This is a genomic window from Phyllobacterium sp. A18/5-2, from assembly GCF_025452215.1.
Lineage (GTDB): Bacteria > Pseudomonadota > Alphaproteobacteria > Rhizobiales > Rhizobiaceae > Phyllobacterium > Phyllobacterium sophorae.
In genome coordinates this window covers 3,499,543-3,520,191 of record NZ_CP104966.1, presented here as the reverse complement: position 1 = coordinate 3,520,191, position 20,649 = coordinate 3,499,543, and the positions used below count along the sequence as shown (strand labels likewise).

At 57.0% G+C, this 20,649-nt stretch carries 14 protein-coding genes and 4 pseudogenes; 16 read left to right on the top strand and 2 right to left on the bottom strand.

Going from position 1 to position 20,649, the window contains the following annotated elements; genetic code table 11:
• Positions 1-124 precede the first annotated feature (124 nt).
• From N8E89_RS17525 to N8E89_RS17510, 4 genes are all read left to right on the top strand, one after another.
• Complete coding sequence (locus N8E89_RS17525) at positions 125-2,911, top strand: valine--tRNA ligase (protein WP_106663106.1); 2,787 nt, start codon at positions 125-127, stop codon at positions 2,909-2,911.
• Positions 2,912-3,301: 390 nt separating this feature from the next.
• A complete protein-coding gene (locus N8E89_RS17520; RefSeq protein WP_106663107.1) occupies positions 3,302-4,585 on the top strand; it encodes an OmpP1/FadL family transporter in 1,284 nt (427 codons plus the stop codon).
• 404 nt (positions 4,586-4,989) lie between these two features.
• On the top strand, positions 4,990-5,124 hold the full coding sequence (locus tag N8E89_RS17515) for a hypothetical protein (RefSeq protein WP_262260608.1): 135 nt from the start codon (positions 4,990-4,992) through the stop codon (positions 5,122-5,124).
• Complete coding sequence (locus N8E89_RS17510) at positions 5,111-5,905, top strand: tetratricopeptide repeat protein (RefSeq protein WP_106663109.1); 795 nt, start codon at positions 5,111-5,113, stop codon at positions 5,903-5,905. Before N8E89_RS17515 ends, N8E89_RS17510 begins: the two co-directional genes overlap by 14 nt.
• 144 nt (positions 5,906-6,049) lie before the next feature.
• Here N8E89_RS17510 and xth read toward each other — a convergent pair whose 3' ends face one another.
• Positions 6,050-6,829: an exodeoxyribonuclease III gene (gene xth / locus N8E89_RS17505; RefSeq protein ID WP_106663110.1), complete on the bottom strand. Its 780-nt coding sequence runs from the start codon at positions 6,827-6,829 to the stop codon at positions 6,050-6,052.
• A 42-nt stretch (positions 6,830-6,871) separates the two neighbouring features.
• Positions 6,872-7,207 (bottom strand): iron-sulfur cluster insertion protein ErpA, encoded by a 336-nt coding sequence (gene erpA / locus N8E89_RS17500; RefSeq protein WP_106663111.1) that lies wholly within the window; start codon positions 7,205-7,207, stop codon positions 6,872-6,874.
• A 158-nt stretch (positions 7,208-7,365) separates the two neighbouring features.
• On the opposite strand from erpA, the pseudogene N8E89_RS17495 reads away from it, so the two are divergent.
• From N8E89_RS17495 to N8E89_RS17440, 12 genes and pseudogenes are all read left to right on the top strand, one after another.
• Positions 7,366-8,575 (top strand): annotated as a pseudogene (locus N8E89_RS17495) (deoxyguanosinetriphosphate triphosphohydrolase).
• Between the two features lie 202 nt (positions 8,576-8,777).
• Positions 8,778-10,535 carry an arginine--tRNA ligase gene (argS, locus tag N8E89_RS17490; protein WP_106663113.1) on the top strand — a complete coding sequence of 586 codons (1,758 nt, stop codon included), beginning with the start codon at positions 8,778-8,780 and terminating at the stop codon, positions 10,533-10,535.
• A gap of 110 nt (positions 10,536-10,645) precedes the next feature.
• Positions 10,646-13,168: an SPOR domain-containing protein gene (locus N8E89_RS17485; protein ID WP_106663114.1), complete on the top strand. Its 2,523-nt coding sequence runs from the start codon at positions 10,646-10,648 to the stop codon at positions 13,166-13,168.
• A 76-nt stretch (positions 13,169-13,244) separates the two neighbouring features.
• Positions 13,245-14,265, top strand: a pseudogene (nagZ, locus tag N8E89_RS17480) (beta-N-acetylhexosaminidase).
• Between the two features lie 13 nt (positions 14,266-14,278).
• Positions 14,279-15,142 carry a segregation and condensation protein A gene (locus tag N8E89_RS17475; RefSeq protein WP_106663116.1) on the top strand — a complete coding sequence of 288 codons (864 nt, stop codon included), beginning with the start codon at positions 14,279-14,281 and terminating at the stop codon, positions 15,140-15,142.
• Entirely contained in the window at positions 15,135-15,866 is a 732-nt protein-coding gene (gene scpB / locus N8E89_RS17470; RefSeq protein WP_106663117.1) for an SMC-Scp complex subunit ScpB, read from the top strand. The genes N8E89_RS17475 and scpB overlap by 8 nt, the downstream gene beginning before the upstream one ends.
• Before the next feature lie 195 nt (positions 15,867-16,061).
• Entirely contained in the window at positions 16,062-16,289 is a 228-nt protein-coding gene (locus tag N8E89_RS17465) for a twin-arginine translocase TatA/TatE family subunit (protein ID WP_106663118.1), read from the top strand.
• A 64-nt stretch (positions 16,290-16,353) separates the two neighbouring features.
• Positions 16,354-16,938 carry a Sec-independent protein translocase protein TatB gene (gene tatB, locus N8E89_RS17460; RefSeq protein ID WP_106663119.1) on the top strand — a complete coding sequence of 195 codons (585 nt, stop codon included), beginning with the start codon at positions 16,354-16,356 and terminating at the stop codon, positions 16,936-16,938.
• The gene (tatC, locus tag N8E89_RS17455) at positions 16,935-17,762 is read left to right on the top strand and encodes a twin-arginine translocase subunit TatC (RefSeq protein WP_106663120.1); all 828 of its coding nucleotides are present in this window, start codon (positions 16,935-16,937) and stop codon (positions 17,760-17,762) included. The genes tatB and tatC overlap by 4 nt, the downstream gene beginning before the upstream one ends.
• A gap of 68 nt (positions 17,763-17,830) precedes the next feature.
• Positions 17,831-19,115: pseudogene (serS, locus tag N8E89_RS17450) on the top strand (serine--tRNA ligase).
• 17 nt (positions 19,116-19,132) lie between these two features.
• The gene (gene surE / locus N8E89_RS17445; protein WP_106663122.1) at positions 19,133-19,891 is read left to right on the top strand and encodes a 5'/3'-nucleotidase SurE; all 759 of its coding nucleotides are present in this window, start codon (positions 19,133-19,135) and stop codon (positions 19,889-19,891) included.
• Positions 19,888-20,542 (top strand): annotated as a pseudogene (locus tag N8E89_RS17440) (protein-L-isoaspartate(D-aspartate) O-methyltransferase). Before surE ends, N8E89_RS17440 begins: the two are co-directional and overlap by 4 nt.
• The last annotated feature ends 107 nt before the right edge of the window (positions 20,543-20,649 follow it).

Genomic DNA, 20,649 nt, shown 5'->3' with positions numbered 1-20,649 from the left:
ATTGATCTCGTCAAGCGGGCGCGAAGCACGTTTGACAGTCATCATTGACTTTTCATTGACTTATAGGCGGCCATTCGGTTTACACCGTAGCCAATCCTTTTTCCGCAAATGACGGACACTTTGTATGCTTGAGAAGACGTATGACGCCGCGGCCGTAGAGCCCGAAATCGCAAAACGCTGGGACGAAGCCGGGGCCTTCAAGGCCGGGGCCGGCTCGAAGCCGGGCGCCGGTCCGTTTGCGATCGTCATTCCGCCGCCAAACGTGACGGGTTCCCTGCATATGGGCCATGCGCTCAACAACACGATCCAGGACATTCTCGTCCGTTTCGAGCGCATGCGCGGCAAGAACGTACTGTGGCAGCCGGGAATGGATCACGCGGGCATTGCCACGCAGATGGTTGTCGAGCGGCAGCTGATGGAGCGCCAGCAGCCAGGCCGCCGCGCCATGGGCCGTGAGAAGTTCGTGGAGCGGGTATGGGAGTGGAAGTCAGAGTCTGGCGGCATCATTGCAGGTCAGCTCAAGCGCCTCGGTGCATCCTGCGACTGGTCTCGCGAGCGATTCACCATGGACGAAGGTCTGTCGAAAGCTGTCCTTGAAGTTTTTGTCACGCTTTACAAGGAAGGGCTGATCTACAAGGACAAGCGCCTCGTCAACTGGGATCCGAAACTTCTGACTGCGATTTCCGACCTGGAAGTCGAGCAGCACGAGATCAAGGGGAATCTGTGGCATTTCCGCTATCCGCTGGAAAACGTGGCTTTCGATCCGCAGAATCCGCATACTTATATTGTCGTGGCAACGACGCGTCCGGAGACCATGCTGGGCGATACGGGTGTTGCGGTCAATCCCGGCGATGCCCGCTATCACGCGCTGATCGATAACAATGTCATTCTGCCACTGGTCGGCCGTCACATTCCCATCGTTGCCGACGACTATGCCGATCCGGAAGCGGGTTCCGGTGCTGTCAAGATCACGCCGGCCCATGATTTCAACGATTTCGAAGTCGGCAAGCGTAACGATCTGCGTCAGATCAATATCCTCAACACGGATGCTTCGATCCATCTGAAAGACAATGATGAATTTCTCGAAGGCCTGGAGCCATCGAGAAACCTCAGTCAGCTGATACATGTTCTGGATGGCAAGGATCGTTTTGCTGCACGCAAATTGATTGTCGCGATGATGGAAGAGGGCGGCTTTCTCGAGAAAATCGAGGACCACACCCATATGGTCCCGCACGGTGATCGTGGCGGTGTGCCAATTGAACCGTACCTCACCGATCAGTGGTATGTGAATGCGGCCGAGCTCGCCAAGCCGGCGATTGCCAGTGTGCGCGAGGGCCGGACCAATTTCGTGCCGAAGAACTGGGAAAAGACCTATTTTGACTGGATGGAGAATATCCAGCCGTGGACGATCTCGCGCCAGCTCTGGTGGGGTCATCAGATCCCGGCATGGTACGGCCCGGACGGGCAGGTCTTCGTTGAACGCAGCGAGGAAGAGGCGCTAAGCGCCGCCATCCAGCATTATCTCGCACATGAGGGGCCGATGAAAGCTCATGTCGAGAATCTCATCGAGAACTTCAAGCCGGGTGAAATCCTGACGCGCGATGAGGATGTGCTCGACACGTGGTTCTCGTCGGCACTCTGGCCATTCTCGACCCTGGGCTGGCCAGACAAAACGCCGGAACTCGCTACCTACTATCAGACCGACGTTCTCGTGACGGGATTTGACATCATTTTCTTCTGGGTGGCCCGAATGATGATGATGGGCCTGCATTTCATGAATGAAGAGCCGTTCCACACGGTTTACGTTCACGCGCTCGTTCGTGACAAGAACGGGGCGAAGATGTCGAAGTCGAAAGGCAACGTCATTGATCCGCTCGAACTGATCGACGAATATGGCGCAGACGCGTTGCGCTTCACCCTGGCGATCATGGCGGCGCAGGGACGCGACGTGAAGCTTGATCCAAGCCGCATCGCCGGTTACCGCAACTTTGGCACCAAGCTGTGGAATTCGACGCGCTTTGCCGAAATGAACGGAGTGGCGCGCGATCCATCGTTCCGCCCGGAGCATGCCAAGCTTACGGTCAATCGCTGGATTCTGACAGAATTGACGAATGCGGTGCGTGATGTCACCGATGGAATCACCAGTTATCGCTTCAATGAAGCAGCAGGTGCTGCCTATCGCTTCGTCTGGAACCAGTTCTGCGACTGGTACATCGAACTCTTGAAGCCGGTATTCAATGGCGAGGATGCAGAGGCAAAGGCCGAAGCCCAGGCCTGTGCCGCCTATGTCCTTGACGAAATCTACAAGCTGCTGCATCCGTTCATGCCGTTCATGACAGAAGAGCTTTGGGCGCATACGGCAGGCGAGGGGCAGGCACGCGAAACGCTGCTTTGCCATGCGGGCTGGCCGGAGCCAGAATTTCTCGATGCCGAGGCTGCAGCCGATATCAACTGGCTCATCGATCTGGTCACCGGCATTCGCTCGGTGCGGGCCGAAATGAACGTTCCCGCATCGGCAGTGGCGCCCCTTGTGGTCATCGGTGCCAACGATGTGACGGAGGAACGCCTTCGGCACCACGACGCTTCGATCAAATGGCGCGCCCGTGTGGCGACGATTACGCTGGCCGCAGACGCTCCAAAGGGCTCGGCTCAGTTTGTCATCGGCGAAGCCACGGCCTGCCTGCCGCTGGGAAGCCTCATCGACGTGAACGCCGAGATTGCAAGGCTTACCAAGGAAGCCGGCAAGATTGCCGATGAATCGGAGAAGATCGCAAAGAAGCTTGGTAACGAGAAGTTCGTCGCCAATGCGAAACCGGAAATCGTCGAAGCCGAGCGCGAACGTTTCGCCGAGTTGCAAGCCTCGGCCGAAAAAATCGAAACGGCGATCCGCCGGGTACGCGAAGCGGGTTGATGACAAAGATTCGCGAGCCGGCGCGGATCCCGCTTGATTGAATCGAGACTTCCCCTTGAAACACAGGGGGAAGCTCCCCATTTCCGCCAGTGAAAAGCCCCAATTTTGTCATTTTCCGGCGGCGTTGCATTTGAGCAACAACGGCGTTTTCCGCCCAAAAATCATTGATTTTGCCACTAACCAATTCGGATTAGTTGAAAAAATAGCGAAACCTCGATCTCGAAATCGAAAATTTCGGAATTTTTCAATTCTCCATCGCCCCGTTGAAGAATCAGCCTTTCGCAAACCCGTTGCACGATCGGTGTGCTTTGTTACCTATTACGTATTGGTAACAATTTTGCTGAACTGTTGCGGCGTTCAGGAAGTTTTTGGACTTTCGGGGGAGAACTAATGTCTAAGGCTATTTCAACGATTTTGGGCGGGGCGCTGCTTTTGACGGGTGTGGCCTCTGCTGCTCAAGCCGGGGGGCTAGAGCGCGGAGGCTACAACTGGGAATTGTTGTTCGACCCTAGCCGCGTTGCAACGGAAGCAGGCGTGATATACGTGATGCCTGACCGCAAATTCAAGAACGCTCGCGATATCAATCCGCTTGATGGGCTTGGCGCCAACGGCATCGGCGGCGGGTCAACCTCCGGTCATGAAACACCGAACTATACAGTTCCACGTTTCGGCGCGAAACTCGGCATCACGTCAGATTTCGACTGCTTGGGAACTTATTCCGAGCCATGGGGTGTTCACACCAATCCAGGTGCCGATTGGGTAGGCGCAAACCAGAACATTGAGACCAAGATTAACAGCAAGGACTATGGTCTGACCTGTTCCTATAAATTCGACGTAGGTAAGGGATACCTCCGCGCAATCGGCGGTGTGTCCTACCAGGAGGTCGACGGCTTCAAGGAAAGGCTTGTTCTCGGTCAGGTTCTCCAGACCCCATTCGCAGCAGCAGGCTTTGACGGAACGGGTGTTCTCGACCTGAAGGGCGATGGTTGGGGCTGGCGCATTGGAGCGTCATATGAAATCCCAGAATACGCATTTCGGGCAAGCTTCATCTATAACGCCGAGGTCGATCTAGGTCGGATTGCCGGCACGATCGATGTTACAGAAATTCCTGCGATTTTTGCCAACCCGCTTCTACCATTCGCTGGACGGATCATCGACGTATATGGAACGGCAACGTTGCCGCAAACCGCTGAGTTCAGATTCCAGACTGGTATCGCACCAGACTGGCTGGCTTTCGGCTCGGTAAAATGGGTCGATTGGAGTGTGCTCCAGGTCGTCGGCTTCTGTTCGGTAACGGTTCCCACCTGTACGCCTGCCGCCTATGCCACATCACTCGATCTGATGTTCCGTGACGGCTGGACGGTATCCGGTGGTGTCGGCCATAAATTCAACGATCAGTGGAGCGCACAGGTTCAGCTGAGCTGGGATCGCGGCACATCAACTGGTTTGACTACGCAGACCGATACCTGGCTGCTTTCGACCGGCGTTTCCTATACACCGAATGATAAGTTTGAAGTTCGCGCCGGCGGTGCGGTAGGTATGCTGACGTCTGGCGAGTATGGACCACCTCGAAGCTGCCCCAGCAGGTCTGGGGTCTGCGGCGGCGACGTTGCCTATGATTTTGGCGATGACTTCGTAGGCGCCCTGTCGCTTTCGGCCAAGCTAAAATTCTGATCCAAACCTTTGATATAAAAGAAAAGCCCGGCAAACCGCCGGGCTTTTTTATTGAGATGGCTCTGGCCAATACGAACCCCCTTCCAGTGTAAAATCATTTTTCTGCCGTTCAAATTTTGTGACGATTCAGCAACACTTCTGCGCGATGATCTGCAGCGCAAGAGCGGGGGACAAATCTGCCCATTTTGCGCCACAAACCCGGAGCACCTCAATGGAGCGGCAACCTTGGGTGGTTGGAAACATCGAGTAATAGTGCAGATGCTCCGCATGGGAAAATGATGGACGCGTTAGTTATTTCGAAGACCCGATCTGCAAGACGTCAGCGGACGTTCGTTCATCATTTTATTGTGAGCCCCAGTATTGCCGGAAATCCGTCAAATGATTGCTGGAATGATGTGCGAGGCTTGAACATCTCGCCGCTGAATGCGGTGTTCATGCAGGCTGGCGAGTATAGTACCTGGACGGTTGAAATGGCGCGCGGTGTTGCTGCGACAGATCTGGTCAGGGTGAAGGAAGAACGCTGCCATGTTCGTCACTGAACGCCTTGTCGCTCCGCTGGTCGGAATTGGCCTTATGATGAGCGCCATGACGGCACCTTGCTTTGCGTTCGATACCAAGAATGAAATGAATGAGGATTCCAGCCCGTTTGCGCTCTTCAAATTCGGCTTCTCGGCCTACAAGAATGGTCACAAGGATGAGGCGGTCAAGGCGCTTCGCTTTGCCGCCGAGAAAGGACACCAGGGCGCCAACTGGAAGCTTGCCCGCATGTATGCGGAGGGTGACGGCGTCAAGGAAGATGACTACGAAGCCTATAAGATGTTCGAGCAGGTCATTCGTGAAGGCGCTGATCAAGGCACGCAGAACGAAAGCTATGTCGCCGACGCCCTTGTTGCACTTGCCGGCTATTTGAGGCGCGGTATTCCCAATTCACCCATCAATTCCAATCCGGGCGCTGCGCGCGATCTTTATCTGCAGGCGGCGTCGAATTTCGGCGACTCCGATGCGCAGTTCGAACTTGGCAAGATGCTGATGAAGGGCGAGGGCGGACAGCCCAACCCCAACCAGGCCGCACGCTGGTTTCGCCTTTCGGCACAAAAGGGTCATGCGGGTGCGCAAGCCATGCTCGGCAATCTGCTGTTCCAAGCGGGAAAGACGGTGCGTGGTCTGGCGATGATGACGGCGGCTCTCGAGCATGCCAGCAAGCAGGATCGGGCCTGGATCGGCGATATCCAGGAACAGGCGTTTTCAATAGCCGATGAGGCTGACCGGCGAACTGCCATGGTACTGGCAGAGGATATCATCAAGACCGGCGACTTCTAGGACCTTCCAATTCACGCTGATGGACATCTGATGCGATTTTCTGCGCTTCCGGTGCTTACGGACCAATAGGGCCGCTACGCTCCGGTTCTCGAAAACCGCACCAGCCGCCTGAATTCTCGAAAGGTCTTTAGCCAGAACTGCGTGCTAAGCGATCGAAATCGCTACGGGCACATGATCCGAGGGCTTTTCCCAGGCGCGGACATGTTTCTCGATACTCGCAGACTCAAGCAGGTTGGCCGCTTCGGGTGACAACATCAGATGGTCGATGCGAATACCGTTGTTCTTCTGCCAGGCTCCGGCCTGATAGTCCCAGAATGTATAAGTCCCTGCCGCATCGGTGACGCTGCGGACAGCGTCAGTGAACCCGAGATTTTCGAGCCGACGAAATGCCTGTCGGGTTTCCGGCTGGAACAGAGCGTCGTTGACCCACGCTTCGGGCACCTTGGCGTCGACCGGCTCGGGAATGACGTTGTAGTCGCCGGCAAGTATGAGCGGTTCTTCCAGCGCGAGCCTTTCTTCAGCCCATCGTTCCAGCCGCGCCATCCAGCGCAATTTATACGGAAATTTCTCCGTATCGATCGGATTGCCATTGGGCAGGTACAAAGAGGCGACGCGCAAGGCGCCATTCCCGGTTGAGAAGACCGCTTCGATAAAACGCGCCTGTTCGTCCGCATCGTCTCCGGGGAGGCCACGCGTTACCTCCTCCGGTGATTTCTTGGACAATATGGCAACGCCATTGAAGCCTTTTTGGCCATGCGTTTCGACATGATAGCCGAGAGCCTCGAGTTCGAAACGCGGAAAGCCATCATCGACGGATTTGATTTCCTGCAAGCAAACGATGTCCGGATCGGATTCTTGCAGCCAGGTGGTGAGAACCTCGATGCGTGCTTTTACACCGTTGATGTTCCAGGTGACGATTTTCATGGCAGTTCCGCTCTGGTTCAACGGTGAGAATTTATGGATTTATCAGACGGAAAAGCTGGTTCCGCAACCACAGGACGATGTGGCGTTGGGATTGCGGATCTGGAACGACTGTCCCATCAGATCGTCGACGAAATCAATTTCCGAACCGCCAATATAGGGCAGGGAAATCGAATCGATCAGTACCCTTGCGCCCAGCTTTTCAATTACGATGTCGTCGGCGTCCTGCGCATCGACCAGATCGTATTTGTAGGAGAAACCCGAGCAACCGCCACCCTCGACCGAAATGCGCAGGGCGGTCTTTTCTGGATCGGATTTCAAAATCGCCGAGATGCGCCGTGCGGCGGCGTCGGAGACAGAAACATTGGCTAGTTCGGTCATTCTTTACGATTCCTCTGCGGATTGCTCCGCTGCGCTCGGCCGGGGATTGACATTGCCATGTCACACCTTGCCATTCATCATACACCATAGCTAAGAATTGGCGACTGTGAAGTCAACGATGTCCGCAGTCACAAAACCGGAAGGCGCGTAATTCAGTCATGTCGATGCAGGGTATCGGATTCGGTTACAGGGAGCGCGCGGCTTATGCCTGCGACCCCGAGAAAAGCCGAGGGCGGCTTGTCGAGGAAAACGAGAGCCCCACTCGCACTGTGTTTCAGCGCGACCGGGACCGAATTATCCATTCAACCGCGTTCCGGCGGCTGAAGCACAAGACACAGGTGTTCATCGCGCATGAGGGTGACCATTATCGCACGAGGCTGACACATACGATCGAGGTGGCGCAGATCGCCCGGGCGCTGGCGCGGTCCATGCGCCTCGATGAGGATCTGGCCGAGGCGATCGCGCTCGTGCACGATTTCGGCCATACGCCGTTCGGTCACACCGGCGAAGATGCGCTCAACGACAAGATGGGGGACTTTGGCGGTTTCGACCACAATGCGCAATCATTGCGGATCGTGACGAATCTCGAAAAGCGTTATGCCGAATTCGATGGGTTGAACCTGACATGGGAAACGCTTCGAGGGGTTGGTCAAACACAACGGTCCCCTGATCGACAGCGCGGGCAACGGGCTCAAGCATGCGGTGCCCGCGTCAATTCTTGAATACAACGCGCGGCTTGACCTGGAACTTGCGAACTACGCTTCGCTGGAAGCCCAGTGTGCTGCGATTGCAGATGACATCGCCTATAATGCGCATGACATCGATGATGGATTGCGCTCAGGTCTGTTGTCACTCGATGCGTTGGAAGGTGTGGCTATCACCGGCGATATCCTGCGTGCGGTCAGGCAGAAATATCCGGTGCTTGATGATGTGCGCACATCCCACGAGATTGTGCGGCGGCAGATCACAATCATGGTCGAAGACGTCATTCGGAGCGCGCAGGCGAATTTGGAGGCGCTCAAGCCGCAGACTGTCTGCGACATTCACGGTGCGGGGCGAATGATTGTGGGATTCTCCGCACCGCTGCGCGAACAGGAGCAGCTGCTCAAAGCCTTTCTCTACGAGAACCTCTATTTCCACCAGAGCGTGGTGCGCGTGCGCAAATCCGCTGACATGATTGTGAGAGACCTGTTCGACGCGTATCTCGCTGACGAACAGTGCATGCCGGAAGGCTGGCGGAACGGCGGGACACGGGGCGATTTGACGGCGCGCGCACGGCTTGTGGCGGATTTCCTGGCAGGTATGACCGATACCTATGCTGTGCGCGAACACCGCCGGCTGTTTGACCATACGCCCGAATTGTCCTAGAGACCGTCTGCAAATTCACCCTGAGGGACGTCTGATGTGATTTTCAACGCTTCCGGTGCTCGTGGACGAAAAATGTCGACTTCGCTCCGATTCTCGAAAATCACACCAGCTGCCCCATCAGGCTTCCAATGTCTCCTGAGGCGAACCCAACTTCGGCAAGTTAGCCGAGCAATCGATACAAAACCCGAATGAGTATGATGTCATGAATATCTTCGCGGACTTCGATACGCGGATCAAGAACGCCCTGCAAGCGCTTGAATTGAAAACAACAGATGGCGCTGAGGTTGATCTGTCACGCGTGGGCGTGGAACCGCCGCGCGATGCGAGCCACGGGGATATCGCGACCAATGCGGCAATGGTGCTGTCCAAGGCGGTCGGCCAAAATCCGCGCGAACTTGCGGTAAGGATTGGCGATGCTCTGAAGAACGATGCTGATGTCGGCACGGTCGAGGTGGCGGGACCCGGTTTCATCAATCTGAGGCTGAAGGACACTTATTGGCATCGGCAACTCGCAGGCATGCTGAATGCCGGCCTCGATTATGGCCGGTCGAAGATCGGTTATGGACACCGGGTCAATGTCGAATATGTCTCGGCCAATCCGACCGGGCCGATGCATGTGGGCCACTGCCGGGGTGCCGTGGTTGGCGATGCGTTGGCCAACCTTCTCAAGTTTGCGGGTTATGACGTCGCCAAGGAATATTACATCAATGACGCCGGGGCGCAGATTGACGTTCTGGCGAGTTCCGTGATGCTGCGCTACCGCGAGGCGCTGGGCGAACATATTGGCGAGATCCCTCCCGGGCTGTATCCGGGCGACTATCTCGTTCCGGTCGGGCAAGCGCTGGCGAAAGACTTCGGCACGAAACTCCTCGAGATGCCGGAAGACGAGGCGCTTGCCATCGTCAAGGACCGGACGATCGACGCCATGATGGCGATGATCCGCGACGATCTCGCTTCGCTCAACGTGCATCATGATGTGTTTTTCTCCGAACGGACCTTGCATGCGAACAACGCAAAGTTGATCCGGTCGGCGATCAATGACCTGACGCTGAAGGGACATGTCTACAAGGGGAAACTGCCGCCGCCTAAGGGGCAGCTGCCGGAAGACTGGGAGGATCGCGAGCAGACCCTGTTCCGGTCAACAGATGTTGGCGATGATATCGACCGGCCGTTGGTCAAGTCTGACGGGCAATTCACCTATTTCGCCGCCGATGTTGCCTACTTCAAGGACAAGTACGACCGGCATTTCGATGAGATGATCTATGTGCTTGGAGCCGATCATGGCGGTTATATCAAGCGGCTGGAGTCGCTGGCGCGAGCCGTTTCCGGTGGAACGGCCAAGCTGACTGTCCTGATATGCCAGCTGGTCAAGCTCTACCGCAATGGTGAGCCCGTGCGGATGTCGAAGCGGTCGGGTGAGTTCGTCACTTTGCGGGATGTCGTGGAAGAGGTGGGCCGCGATCCCGTCCGGTTCATGATGCTTTACCGGAAGAACGATGCGCCGCTGGATTTCGATTTCGCCAAGGTGACCGAACATTCCAAGGACAATCCCGTTTTCTACGTCCAGTATGCTTCAGCGCGGTGCCATTCGGTTTTCCGGCAGGCAATCGAGCAGCTTGGCATCGGTGAAGAAGCGCTGGCGGCAAGTGCCCAGCATTTCCATCTGCTCACGGATGAAAGCGAAATAGCGCTCATCCGCAAGCTTGCGGAGTACCCGCGGCTCATCGAAACAGCGGCATTGCATCAGGAGCCGCACCGGCTGGCTTTCTACCTCTATGACCTTGCAAGTTCGCTACATACGCAGTGGAACAGGGGAACCGAAAATACGGACTTACGTTTTATTAAGGTTAACGATCCAAACTTGTCCCAAGCCAGGCTAGGGCTGGTTCAGGTTGTTTCGAAGGTCCTGGCGTCCGGATTGTCTATAATTGGTGCGGACGCCCCGACTGAAATGCGCTAGAATGCGCTGAAAAGCGTAGCAATCCTGTCAACTTTTGCCCACATTGCGCTGGTAAGGCCAATGCGTGACGTCTTCGGGCGTCCCACAGTTGAGAGTACAGGATTAACGCCATGGCGGACAACTATCTTCAGCGTTCTCACCGGCAGGATGATTCGCGATTAGGTTCTGACGACCCCTTGATGGAGCTTTCCCGCATTATGGGAACGCCGGAAGAGGATGAGTCTGCGACCGGATCTTCAGATGAATTTACCCTGGATCTTGAACGCGAGCTGATGGGAGGTTTGGATGAGCCGACCCTTCCCCGGTCCGCCCAGCAGGTTCCTGACCATAGTCAGCCCGCAGACGATCATTTCGCCGTTCAGGACTTTCAGGAGTCCATCGAGCGGGAATTATCTGCGAGTGAACCTTCCAATGCACCCGAGGAAGTAGCCACTCAGCCTGCTTTTGCTTATGAAGAGCCGGATTATGCCGATTACGAGCCCGACGCCTCTTACACGGATCGCGAGGTCGGTGAGGGGATAGATGCTCCCATAGCTGCGCAGCATGAAGCGCACCCGGTTGCTGCGGCTCCATCACTTAGCCTGGAGGATGAACTGGAAACCCTGCTAGCGGGCTCCGCCCAGCCTGTCGTGCAGCGATCCGCAAATGCCACCTGGGGCTATGGTTCGCAAACACAGGTCGCCGGGCGTACGGAGCCGGCACCCTCGATCAGCCGGACGACATCCTATCAGGAGCCAGCATCGCAGCCGTCCTTCACGCAGGAACCAGCGGTCTATGAGGCCACTGACGAGCAGATTCAGGATGCGTCGGACGAAGATTTTGATACCGACGAACTGATGGCGGCTTTCGATGATTTCGACGTTCCATCGGAAATCGAGGAAGAACAGGCTGTCGTTGCATCCGAGCCGGTTTTTCCGCGCTACCACAGCGTTGAGCAGTCGTATGCGCCTGCGCACGAACCGATCGAAGTGCCGGTCGCTGCGCCCGTTGCCAGCGCACCGAAACTGCCCGAAGTTCACGATCTGGGCGATTATGCCGATGAGCTCGATCGTGCGGCATCTTCGATCGATGCGGCGCCCGACGTTGATACGGTGGCGGTGACCGAAAACCGGGTCGACTACACCGAGTCTCTTGATCTGCCGGCGGTAGACTATGGGGATGACGTTTCGGACCACCATGGTCTCGGGGAGCTTGAGACAGAGTTTGCCGAAGTGTTTGGTTCGATAGAGGCCGAAGACCAGCGTACCACTGTTGCCGAAGAAGCTTCGGCGCCAGAGCCGGTTAAGGACGAGTTTGCGGATATTTTTGCCGACGTGTTCGGCAATGAAGCGGAACAGGGCCGTTACAACGCTGCCGGTTACGCCACCGCAGCAGCAGCCGGCGCAGCCGGTATAGGGATAGCTGCCGCCAACGCGCAGCAGAACCGTCAGGCAAACCAGGCCACCTATCAGGACGGACCGGACGCCGATGATTTCGGTTATGATCCACGGCAGGACAATGTCGACATTGCCGCAACGCCCTATGGGCAAAAGCAGGCGAAGGGCAGAAGCAGCCTGTTCGTGCCGGGTGTCGCTGCAGCAGTGGTGCTTGTGGCCGTCGCTGGTGCGGTAGCCTATAAATGGACTGGCGGCCCGGGTGGTGAGCCCGTCGTCATCATGGCGGACAAGACGCCGATCAAGGTTCAGCCGGAAACCGCCAGCACCGCCGTTGTTCCCAATCAGGACAAGGCCGTGTACGACAAGGATGCCACGGCGGCACCAGCTGCACCGAAACAGGATCAGCTTGTAACTACCCGTGAGGATCCTGTGGATCTCGCTGCCGATGAGGACGAAGACGTGCCAGCGGACCTCGGCAAGGTCGAGGCACGGGTCGATCCGGCAGAGCAGGATACTGCCGCCAGTGAGCCACCGGCTGAGCGCAACGGCGCGATCGCACCGCGCAAGGTCCAGACAATGGTGGTCAAGCCTGACGGAACGATGGTTGCATCCATTCCACAGGCTGGCGAGCCAATGAGTGCCGGTCCTGCCGCTGCTCCGGCCGAACGCCCTGCTGCGCCAGCCCCGGTCAGTACAAATGCACCGGCCGCTCCAGTAGCATCGGCGGACGATCAGATTGGTTCCCTCGTCCAGGATAGCGAGCCTGCTGATCTTGCACCTGTTGCTGCCCCTGAAGCTGTACCTGCGAAAACGACAAAAGCTCCGGCAGCGGGCAAGCTGCCTGCCAAGCCGGTCGAGACGAAGAAGATTACCCAGGAAACGGTCGCATCCGTAGGGCCGAAGAATGTTCCGGTAGTCGAGTCTCGCCCTGCCGAGCAGCCACTGGACATCGTTGACCGCGTGCCACCGAAGAATGCAGCTGGTCAGCAAGTCGCCTCCACCGCCCCCGCGGCAGGCAGTTACATGATCCAGATCGCTTCGCAGCCAAACGTTGAAGGTGCGCAGAAGACTTACGCATCGCTGTCACAGAAATATGCAAGTGTGATCGGCGGGCGCGGTGTGGATATCAAACAGGCGGAAATCGCCGGCAAGGGCACGTTCTTCCGTGTCCGGATCCCCGCTGGCTCCAAGAGCGATGCAAACGCTTTGTGCGCCAAGTATAAGACTGCAGGCGGCAGCTGCTTCGTTACGCAGTGACGCCTCCAACATTCTCGTGAAGAGGCGGCAATGGCCGCCTTTTTCTTTTTTTGCGTCAAAGAAGTAGACTCTGTGCATGAGCAGATCAAAAGCATGGATTGCCGGAACCACCGGTTTGAAACTGACCCCCGATGAAATCGCGTTCTTCCGCGACGAGCGTCCATGGGGTTTTATTCTGTTTGCCCGCAATGTCAGCGAACCCGCACAGATCGAGGATCTGTGCGCGCATCTGCGCGATCTGGTCGATCGTGACGACGCGCTTGTGCTGATCGATCAGGAAGGCGGACGCGTGCAACGGCTGCGTCCTCCGCTGGTACAGAACTATCCTTCAGGATCGGCGCTGGGTGCGCTTTACCGGGAGGACGAAGAGAAAGGCCTGCGTGCTGCATGGGTCATGTCACGTCTCCACGCCTTCGATCTGCTCAAGCTCGGCATCAATGTGGATTGCCTGCCGGTGCTGGATGTGCCGGTTGAGGGGGCAAATGATGTGATCGGGACACGGGCTTATGGCAAGCATCCGGAAATCGTGACCGCAATGGGGCGTGCGGCGGCAGAAGGTCTGCTTGCCGGCGGTATGCTGCCAGTGATGAAGCATATGCCGGGCCACGGCCGTGCGTTTGCCGACACCCATCATGCGTTGCCAACGGTCGCGGCGCCGCTGGAAGAGCTGGCGGAGCATGATTTTGCGCCATTCCGCGCTTTGGCGCACCTCCCGATGGCGATGAGCGCGCATGTGATCTTCTCGGCTGTCGATCCGAAGAACCCGGCCACGACATCGGGTAAGGTGGTGGAAGAGATCATTCGCGGCTATATAGGCTTCGACGGGCTGCTGATGAGCGATGACATCTCCATGAACGCACTTTCTGGGGATTATTTTGATCGAACCAAAGCAATCTTTGCGGCGGGACTCGATATCGTGCTTCATTGCCACGGTATCATGGACCAAATGAGAGCGGTCGCATCGTGCACGCCAGAACTTCGAGGGTAAGGCGCTCGAACGGGCGTCGCGAGCGATAGATTACAGAAAAGAGCCGGACACCTCCAATGAGGAAGAGCTCCGGGAAGAATTCCAGCGCACCTTCGAGGCGGTGGCATAAAGGCGAGAAGAATTTGGCTGCGAGCGAGCAAAAGACCAATGGGAAGAGCACGACGCCGATGGAGGTGCTGTGGGAAAGCCCGTCTGATCGCGGTCTCAGCGAGCCCTCGCTGGTCATAGATATCAAGGGTTTCGAAGGTCCGCTTGATCTTCTGCTGCATCTTGCCCGCAATCAGCGGGTCGATCTTGCGCGCATTTCCGTGCTCGCGCTTGTCGAACAGTATCTCGTCTTCATCCGTCAGGCGCAGGCCCTGAGGCTTGAGCTGGCGGCCGATTACCTGGTGATGGCCGCGTGGCTCGCCTATTTGAAATCAAAGCTGCTGATACCCAAGGCTCCTGGTGAAGAAGGCGAGAGCGGCGAGGAACTCGCGGCAACGCTGCAATTCCGACTGAAGCGGTTGGAGGCCATGCGCGATGCGGCGACCAAACTGATCAATCGCAACAGGCTTGGCCGCGATGTTTTCGTGCGGGGCATGCCTGAGGCGGTCATCGTCGATCAGACCAATACATACTCAGCGACACTTTACGAGCTTTTGACTGCCTATGCCTCACAACGCCAGAAACGGGCGGTTTCGCAAGTGCAGATTGCACGGCGCAGCGTTTGGTCGCTCAAGGATGCGCGCACGATCCTGATGCGGCTGGTGGGCGAGACGAAGGACTGGACGGCGCTCGATCAATATCTGCTGGAATATATCGTTTCTCCGGCGGAGCGAGCCACGGCGCTTGCCAGTTCTTTTGCCGCCAGCCTGGAAATGGTTCGGGAGGGCCATCTCGAAATCCGCCAGACGGGTGCGTTCGACCCGATATACCTCCGCAACAGGCCCGCAAGATTGGCGGAACTGCCGGTTGCGCCAATTGAGGACATGGTCAATGGCTGATTCCATGCAGGACCAGTTCGAGATCGAGAACGATGAATTTGAATCATCGGCTGAAAACTGGAACTCGTCGCTTTCTCTTTCAGAGGCATTGCGCATGGCTGAGGCCATTTTGTTCGCATCGGCCGAACCAGTGAGCGAAAAGGCGCTGCAGGAGCGCCTGCCATCCGGTGTTGACGTTGCGGCGCTGCTTGGAGAATTGCAGGAAATCTATTCCAAGCGCGGCATCAATCTTCGGCAGGTTGGCGGTGCATGGGCATTCCGCACTGCGGCGGATCTGGCCTTCCTGATGAATCGCGAGGCTTCACAGCAGAAGAAGCTTTCGCGAGCGGCGCTGGAAGTCCTGGCAATCATCGCCTATCACCAGCCGGTTACCCGCGCGGAGCTGGAAGATATTCGCGGCGTGGAGACGTCCAAAGGTACGCTCGATGTATTGATGGAGACGGGCTGGATCAAATTTCGCGGGCGCCGGCGCACACCGGGCCGCCCCATAACCTATGGCACAACCGCTTCGTTCCTGGATCATTTTGGCCTGCAGGAAGTGCGCGATCTGCCGGGCATTGACGAGTTGCGCGGAGCTGGATTGCTTTCAGCACGCATGCCGGCCAACTTTGCCATTCCGGTGCCGGCGAACGATCCGGATGAATTGACCGAGGATGAGGATCCGCTGACGGACATTGACCTTGAAGAACTCGGTCTTTTGACTCCCCGTATAGAACATGATTGAGACAAGGTTTCTTGCCTACTTTTGTGCGCAATGGTGGCGTAAAGAAACCGTGGCGGAAGAATTCCTGCCGGAGTCTTCACTTCGGACTTGCGCGGCGTTTACATGAATGTGAAAGAGCAGAATATACTTGTGTTTGAAAAGCACGGGAAAAAGGCATAGATCAGCCCAAACTGTTGGGCGAATGTGAGGAATGAAATGGGTAGTTTTTCAATTTGGCACTGGCTTATCGTGCTCGCTGTCGTGCTTCTGCTGTTCGGTCGCGGCAAGATTCCGGAACTCATGGGCGATGTTGCCAAGGGCATCAAGAACTTCAAGAGCGGCATGAGCGATGATGATGCCGCCGCCGCCGATGATTCCAAGACGATTGACAATCAGACGAGCCAGCCGGTGAATTCAGTCAAGGAAAAGACGACAAAGTCTTGAATGACAAGAATTAGTCTTGTCCTGCGCGCGGTCCCGTTGCCGCGTTGTGGCTGGAGCATGATGGATGTTTGAAGTTGGTTGGTCGGAAATCCTGGTTATCGTGATCGTCCTGATCGTGGTGGTCGGTCCGAAGGATTTGCCGAAAATGCTGCGCGCATTTGGCAAGGCGACGACGAAGTTTCGCGCCACCGCCGGTGAGTTCCGGCGGCAGTTCGACGAAGCCCTCAAGGAGGCTGAACTCGACGATGTCCGCGATATCATCAAAGATGCCAAGAGCCTTGATCCACGCAGCGATATCCGCAAGGTGTTCGATCCGGTGCGGACGATTGGCGAGGAAATCCGTTCAAGCCTGAAAGATGCGACGTCAACCGCGAAGGAAAATGTTGCTGTTCCGGACCCAGAAGCGCCCGGCGCCGCGCAGTTGCAACCGCAGGTCATGGAACCATTGTCGTCAACCACCCCTGCGGCCGCCGCGACCACGACCGCAGCCGAAGCGACAGAGCCAAAGGCTCCGGCTGCTAAAAAGACAGCAGCAGCCAAGAAGACCGCAAAGCCGGCTGCGGTAGCTGATGCAAAGCCGGCAAAGGCACCGGCAAAAAGCACGGCGAAGCCGCGGAAGAGGGCTGGCGATACGGGGATACAATCTTGAACAAGATCGATGACGATATCGACAAGAGTTCGGCGCCGCTGATCGATCATCTGATTGAATTGCGCCGGCGTCTGATTTGGGCGCTGGTTGCGTTTTTCATCGCGTTCCTCGGTTGCTTCCACTATGGCAAGCAACTGTTCAATCTGCTTGTCATTCCCTATCAATGGGCTGTTGGCTGGGCAGGTTTTGACCCGGCCAAGGCGCAGCTGATCTACACCGCACCGCAGGAGTTCTTCTTCACCCAGGTGAAGGTCGCCATGTTTGGCGGTCTGGTGCTGGCGTTCCCGGTGATTGCGTCGCAGATCTACAAATTCGTGGCTCCGGGTCTGTATCGCAACGAGCGCATGGCGTTTCTGCCATTCCTGATTGCATCGCCGATCCTTTTCCTCCTGGGCGGTGCGCTGGTATATTTCTTCTTCACGCCGATGGTCATGTGGTTCTTCCTCGCCATGCAGCAGCAGGGGGTTGCCGGTGAAGTGCAGATTTCGCTGCTGCCGAAGGTGTCCGAATACCTCAGTCTCATCATGACGCTGATTTTTGCCTTCGGATTGGTTTTCCAGCTGCCGGTGGTCACGACGTTGCTGGCGCGCGTTGGCCTCGTCGGGTATGAAGGGCTGAAGTCGAAGCGCAAATACGCTATCGTCATCGCCTTCATCGTCGCTGCAGTCATTACGCCGCCGGACCCGGTCAGCCAGATCGGTCTTGCGCTCCCGACGATCATTCTCTACGAGATTTCCATCTGGATGGCGCGTCTGGTCGAGAAGAAGCGTGCGGCGGCCGATGCCGAAGCGCAATCGGAGTCCAGCGAAATCTCCTCTTCCTGACGCCTCAGATTTCGCCGGGCGCCTCGCGCCCTTAGTCAACCAATTCACTCCAATACGGCTTTATTCCCATGCTCGATATCAAATGGATCCGCGAGAATCCGCAAGCGCTTGACGCAGCTCTGGCCAAACGGGGCGTCGAGCCGGCATCATCCCGGCTGATCGAGCTTGACGAAAAGCGCCGTCAGCACATCGCCAAGCTGCAGGAAGCACAGGAACGCCGCAATGCCGCCTCGAAAGAGATTGGCAAAGCGATGGGCGCAAAGGACCAGGCGACAGCCGACCGTCTCAAGGAGGAAGTCGCCGAGATCAAGCTGTTCCTGCAATCCGCCGAAGAGGAAGAGCGCCAGCTCGACCGCGCGTTGAACGATGCGCTGTCGGTGCTGCCGAACGTGCCGCTGGAAAGCGTGCCTGTCGGCAAGGATGAAGCCGCCAACGTCGAGACACGGCGCGTTGGCGCTTTGAAGAACTTTGCCTTCGAGCCAAAAAGAGCATTTCGAGATCGGTGAGAAGCTTGGTTACATGGACTTCGAGCGGGCGGCGAAGCTCTCGGGCAGCCGCTTTACGGTTCTGAAAAGTCAGTTGGCTCGGCTGGAGCGCGCTCTTGGACAGTTCATGCTCGACCTGCACACGACCGAGCATGGCTATACCGAGGTCAGCCCGCCACTGCTGGTCAACGACGATGTGCTTTACGGTACGGGCCAGTTGCCAAAATTCGCCGAGGACCTGTTCCAGACCAGCGATGGCCGGTACCTCATTCCCACTGCTGAGGTCCCGCTGACCAATCTGGTGCGTGAGGAAATCCTCGATATTCGTGACCTGCCGATCCGCATGACTGCTCTAACCGCATGCTTCCGCTCGGAAGCCGGTTCTGCCGGCCGTGACACGCGCGGCATGCTGCGCCAGCATCAGTTCATGAAGGTCGAGCTCGTATCGATCACCGATGCCGAGCGTTCCATCGAAGAGCATGTGCGCATGACGGCCTGTGCGGAAGAAGTGCTGAAGCGGCTCGATCTTTCCTTCCGCACGATGACGCTTTGCACGGGTGACATGGGCTTTGGTGCACAAAAGACCTATGATCTCGAAGTCTGGCTGCCCGGCCAGAAGGCCTATCGCGAAATCTCCAGCTGTTCGGTCTGCGGCGACTTTCAGGCACGCCGCATGAATGCGCGCTACCGGCCGGAAGGCGAGAAGTCGACGCGTTTCGTTCATACACTCAACGGTTCCGGTGTCGCCGTTGGACGCGCATTGATTGCCGTCGTCGAAAATTATCAGAATGAAGACGGCAGTGTCACAGTTCCTGATGCACTCGTGCCCTATATGGGTGGACTGAAGCGGATTGAAAAAGCAGCTTGAATTTAAGGGGTAGGGCAATGCGCATTCTCTTGACCAACGATGATGGTATTCATGCGGAAGGTCTGAGCGTGCTTGAACGCATTGCCCGCCAGCTGTCTGACGATATCTGGGTGATTGCACCGGAAACCGACCAAAGCGGTCTGGCGCATTCGCTGACACTCTCCAATCCGTTGCGGCTGCGCAAGATCGACGAGCGGCACTATGCCGTGCGCGGGACGCCGACCGACTGCGTGATCATGGGGGTCAAGCACCTGATGCCGCAGGCTCCTGACCTTATCATCTCCGGTGTCAATTCCGGTTCGAACATGGCTGATGACGTTACATATTCCGGCACGGTTGCCGGTGCGATCGAGGGCACGCTGCTTGGCATCAAATCCATCGCCCTTTCGCAGGAATACAACCTCGACGGCGGCACCCGCATTCTGCCTTGGGAGGTTGTCGAGGAACGGGCACCGGCGCTTTTGAAGAAGCTGCTTGGTGTCGAGCTGGCAAAGGGTGTGCTCATCAATATCAATTTTCCGAGTTGTGCGGCTTCGGAAATAGCAGGAACGCGTGTGACGGCGCAGGGCAAGCTCTCACATGGCCTCACCATCGAGGAACGCCACGACGGGCGTGGCCTGCCTTACTACTGGCTGCGCTATGGCCGCGGCAAGGATGTGCCTGCGGAGAACAGCGACGTAGCGGCGATCCGCAGCAACCATATTTCGATCACGCCACTGCAGCTTGACCTGACCGCACATGAGATGCGTGCAACCTTGGAGAATGCGTTCGCATGAAGCCCGCACTCTCGGAACGTGAAGGATTTGCCGCTTTTGTTCTTCGCATGCGCTCGCTCGGCCTTACCGACCAGCGACTGATGGCCGCCTTCGAGGCGACACCGCGCATGACATTCGTCAACGGCAATCTGGGCAATGTGGCTTATGGCGAAGGCATGCTGCCAATCGAGTGCGGCGAGTTCATGGAAGGACTGGATCTGCAAGCGCAGCTCATCAAGACGCTCGAGCTGGAGCCCACGCATCGCGTGCTCGAAATCGGCACGGGTACAGGCTTTACCGCAGCTGTCATGGCGCGTCTTGCCGGTCGTGTGCTCTCGCTCGAGCGCTATCGAACCCTTGTTGAAATTGCCCAGCAGCGCCTACAGGCTTTGAAGATAGAGAACAGTTTCATCAAGCACGCCGATGGCAGGCATGGCTTGGCACATGATGGTCCCTTCGATCGCATTATCGTCTGGGGTGCCTTTGAAAGCATGCCGCGCCCGTTCGTCGACCTGCTGTCTTCCAACGGCGTGATGGTGGCGCCAATCGGCCCGCTTCGATGGCAGGCAGGTGATCGCGCGTCTTTCGAAAATCGGCAGCCGCTTCGAGCGGCAGGACATGATGCCGGTGCGTTTCCTGCCGCTTTTGGAAGGGGTTGCCGCCGCGCTCTAAAGTTGCAACGGTTTAAGAGTTTGGTGAATTTTTTACAAATTTTATTCGCCTTTTAACGGTCGAGTAACATTAACGCGATCTAATGCTCCCAATATTCTTGTATTGAG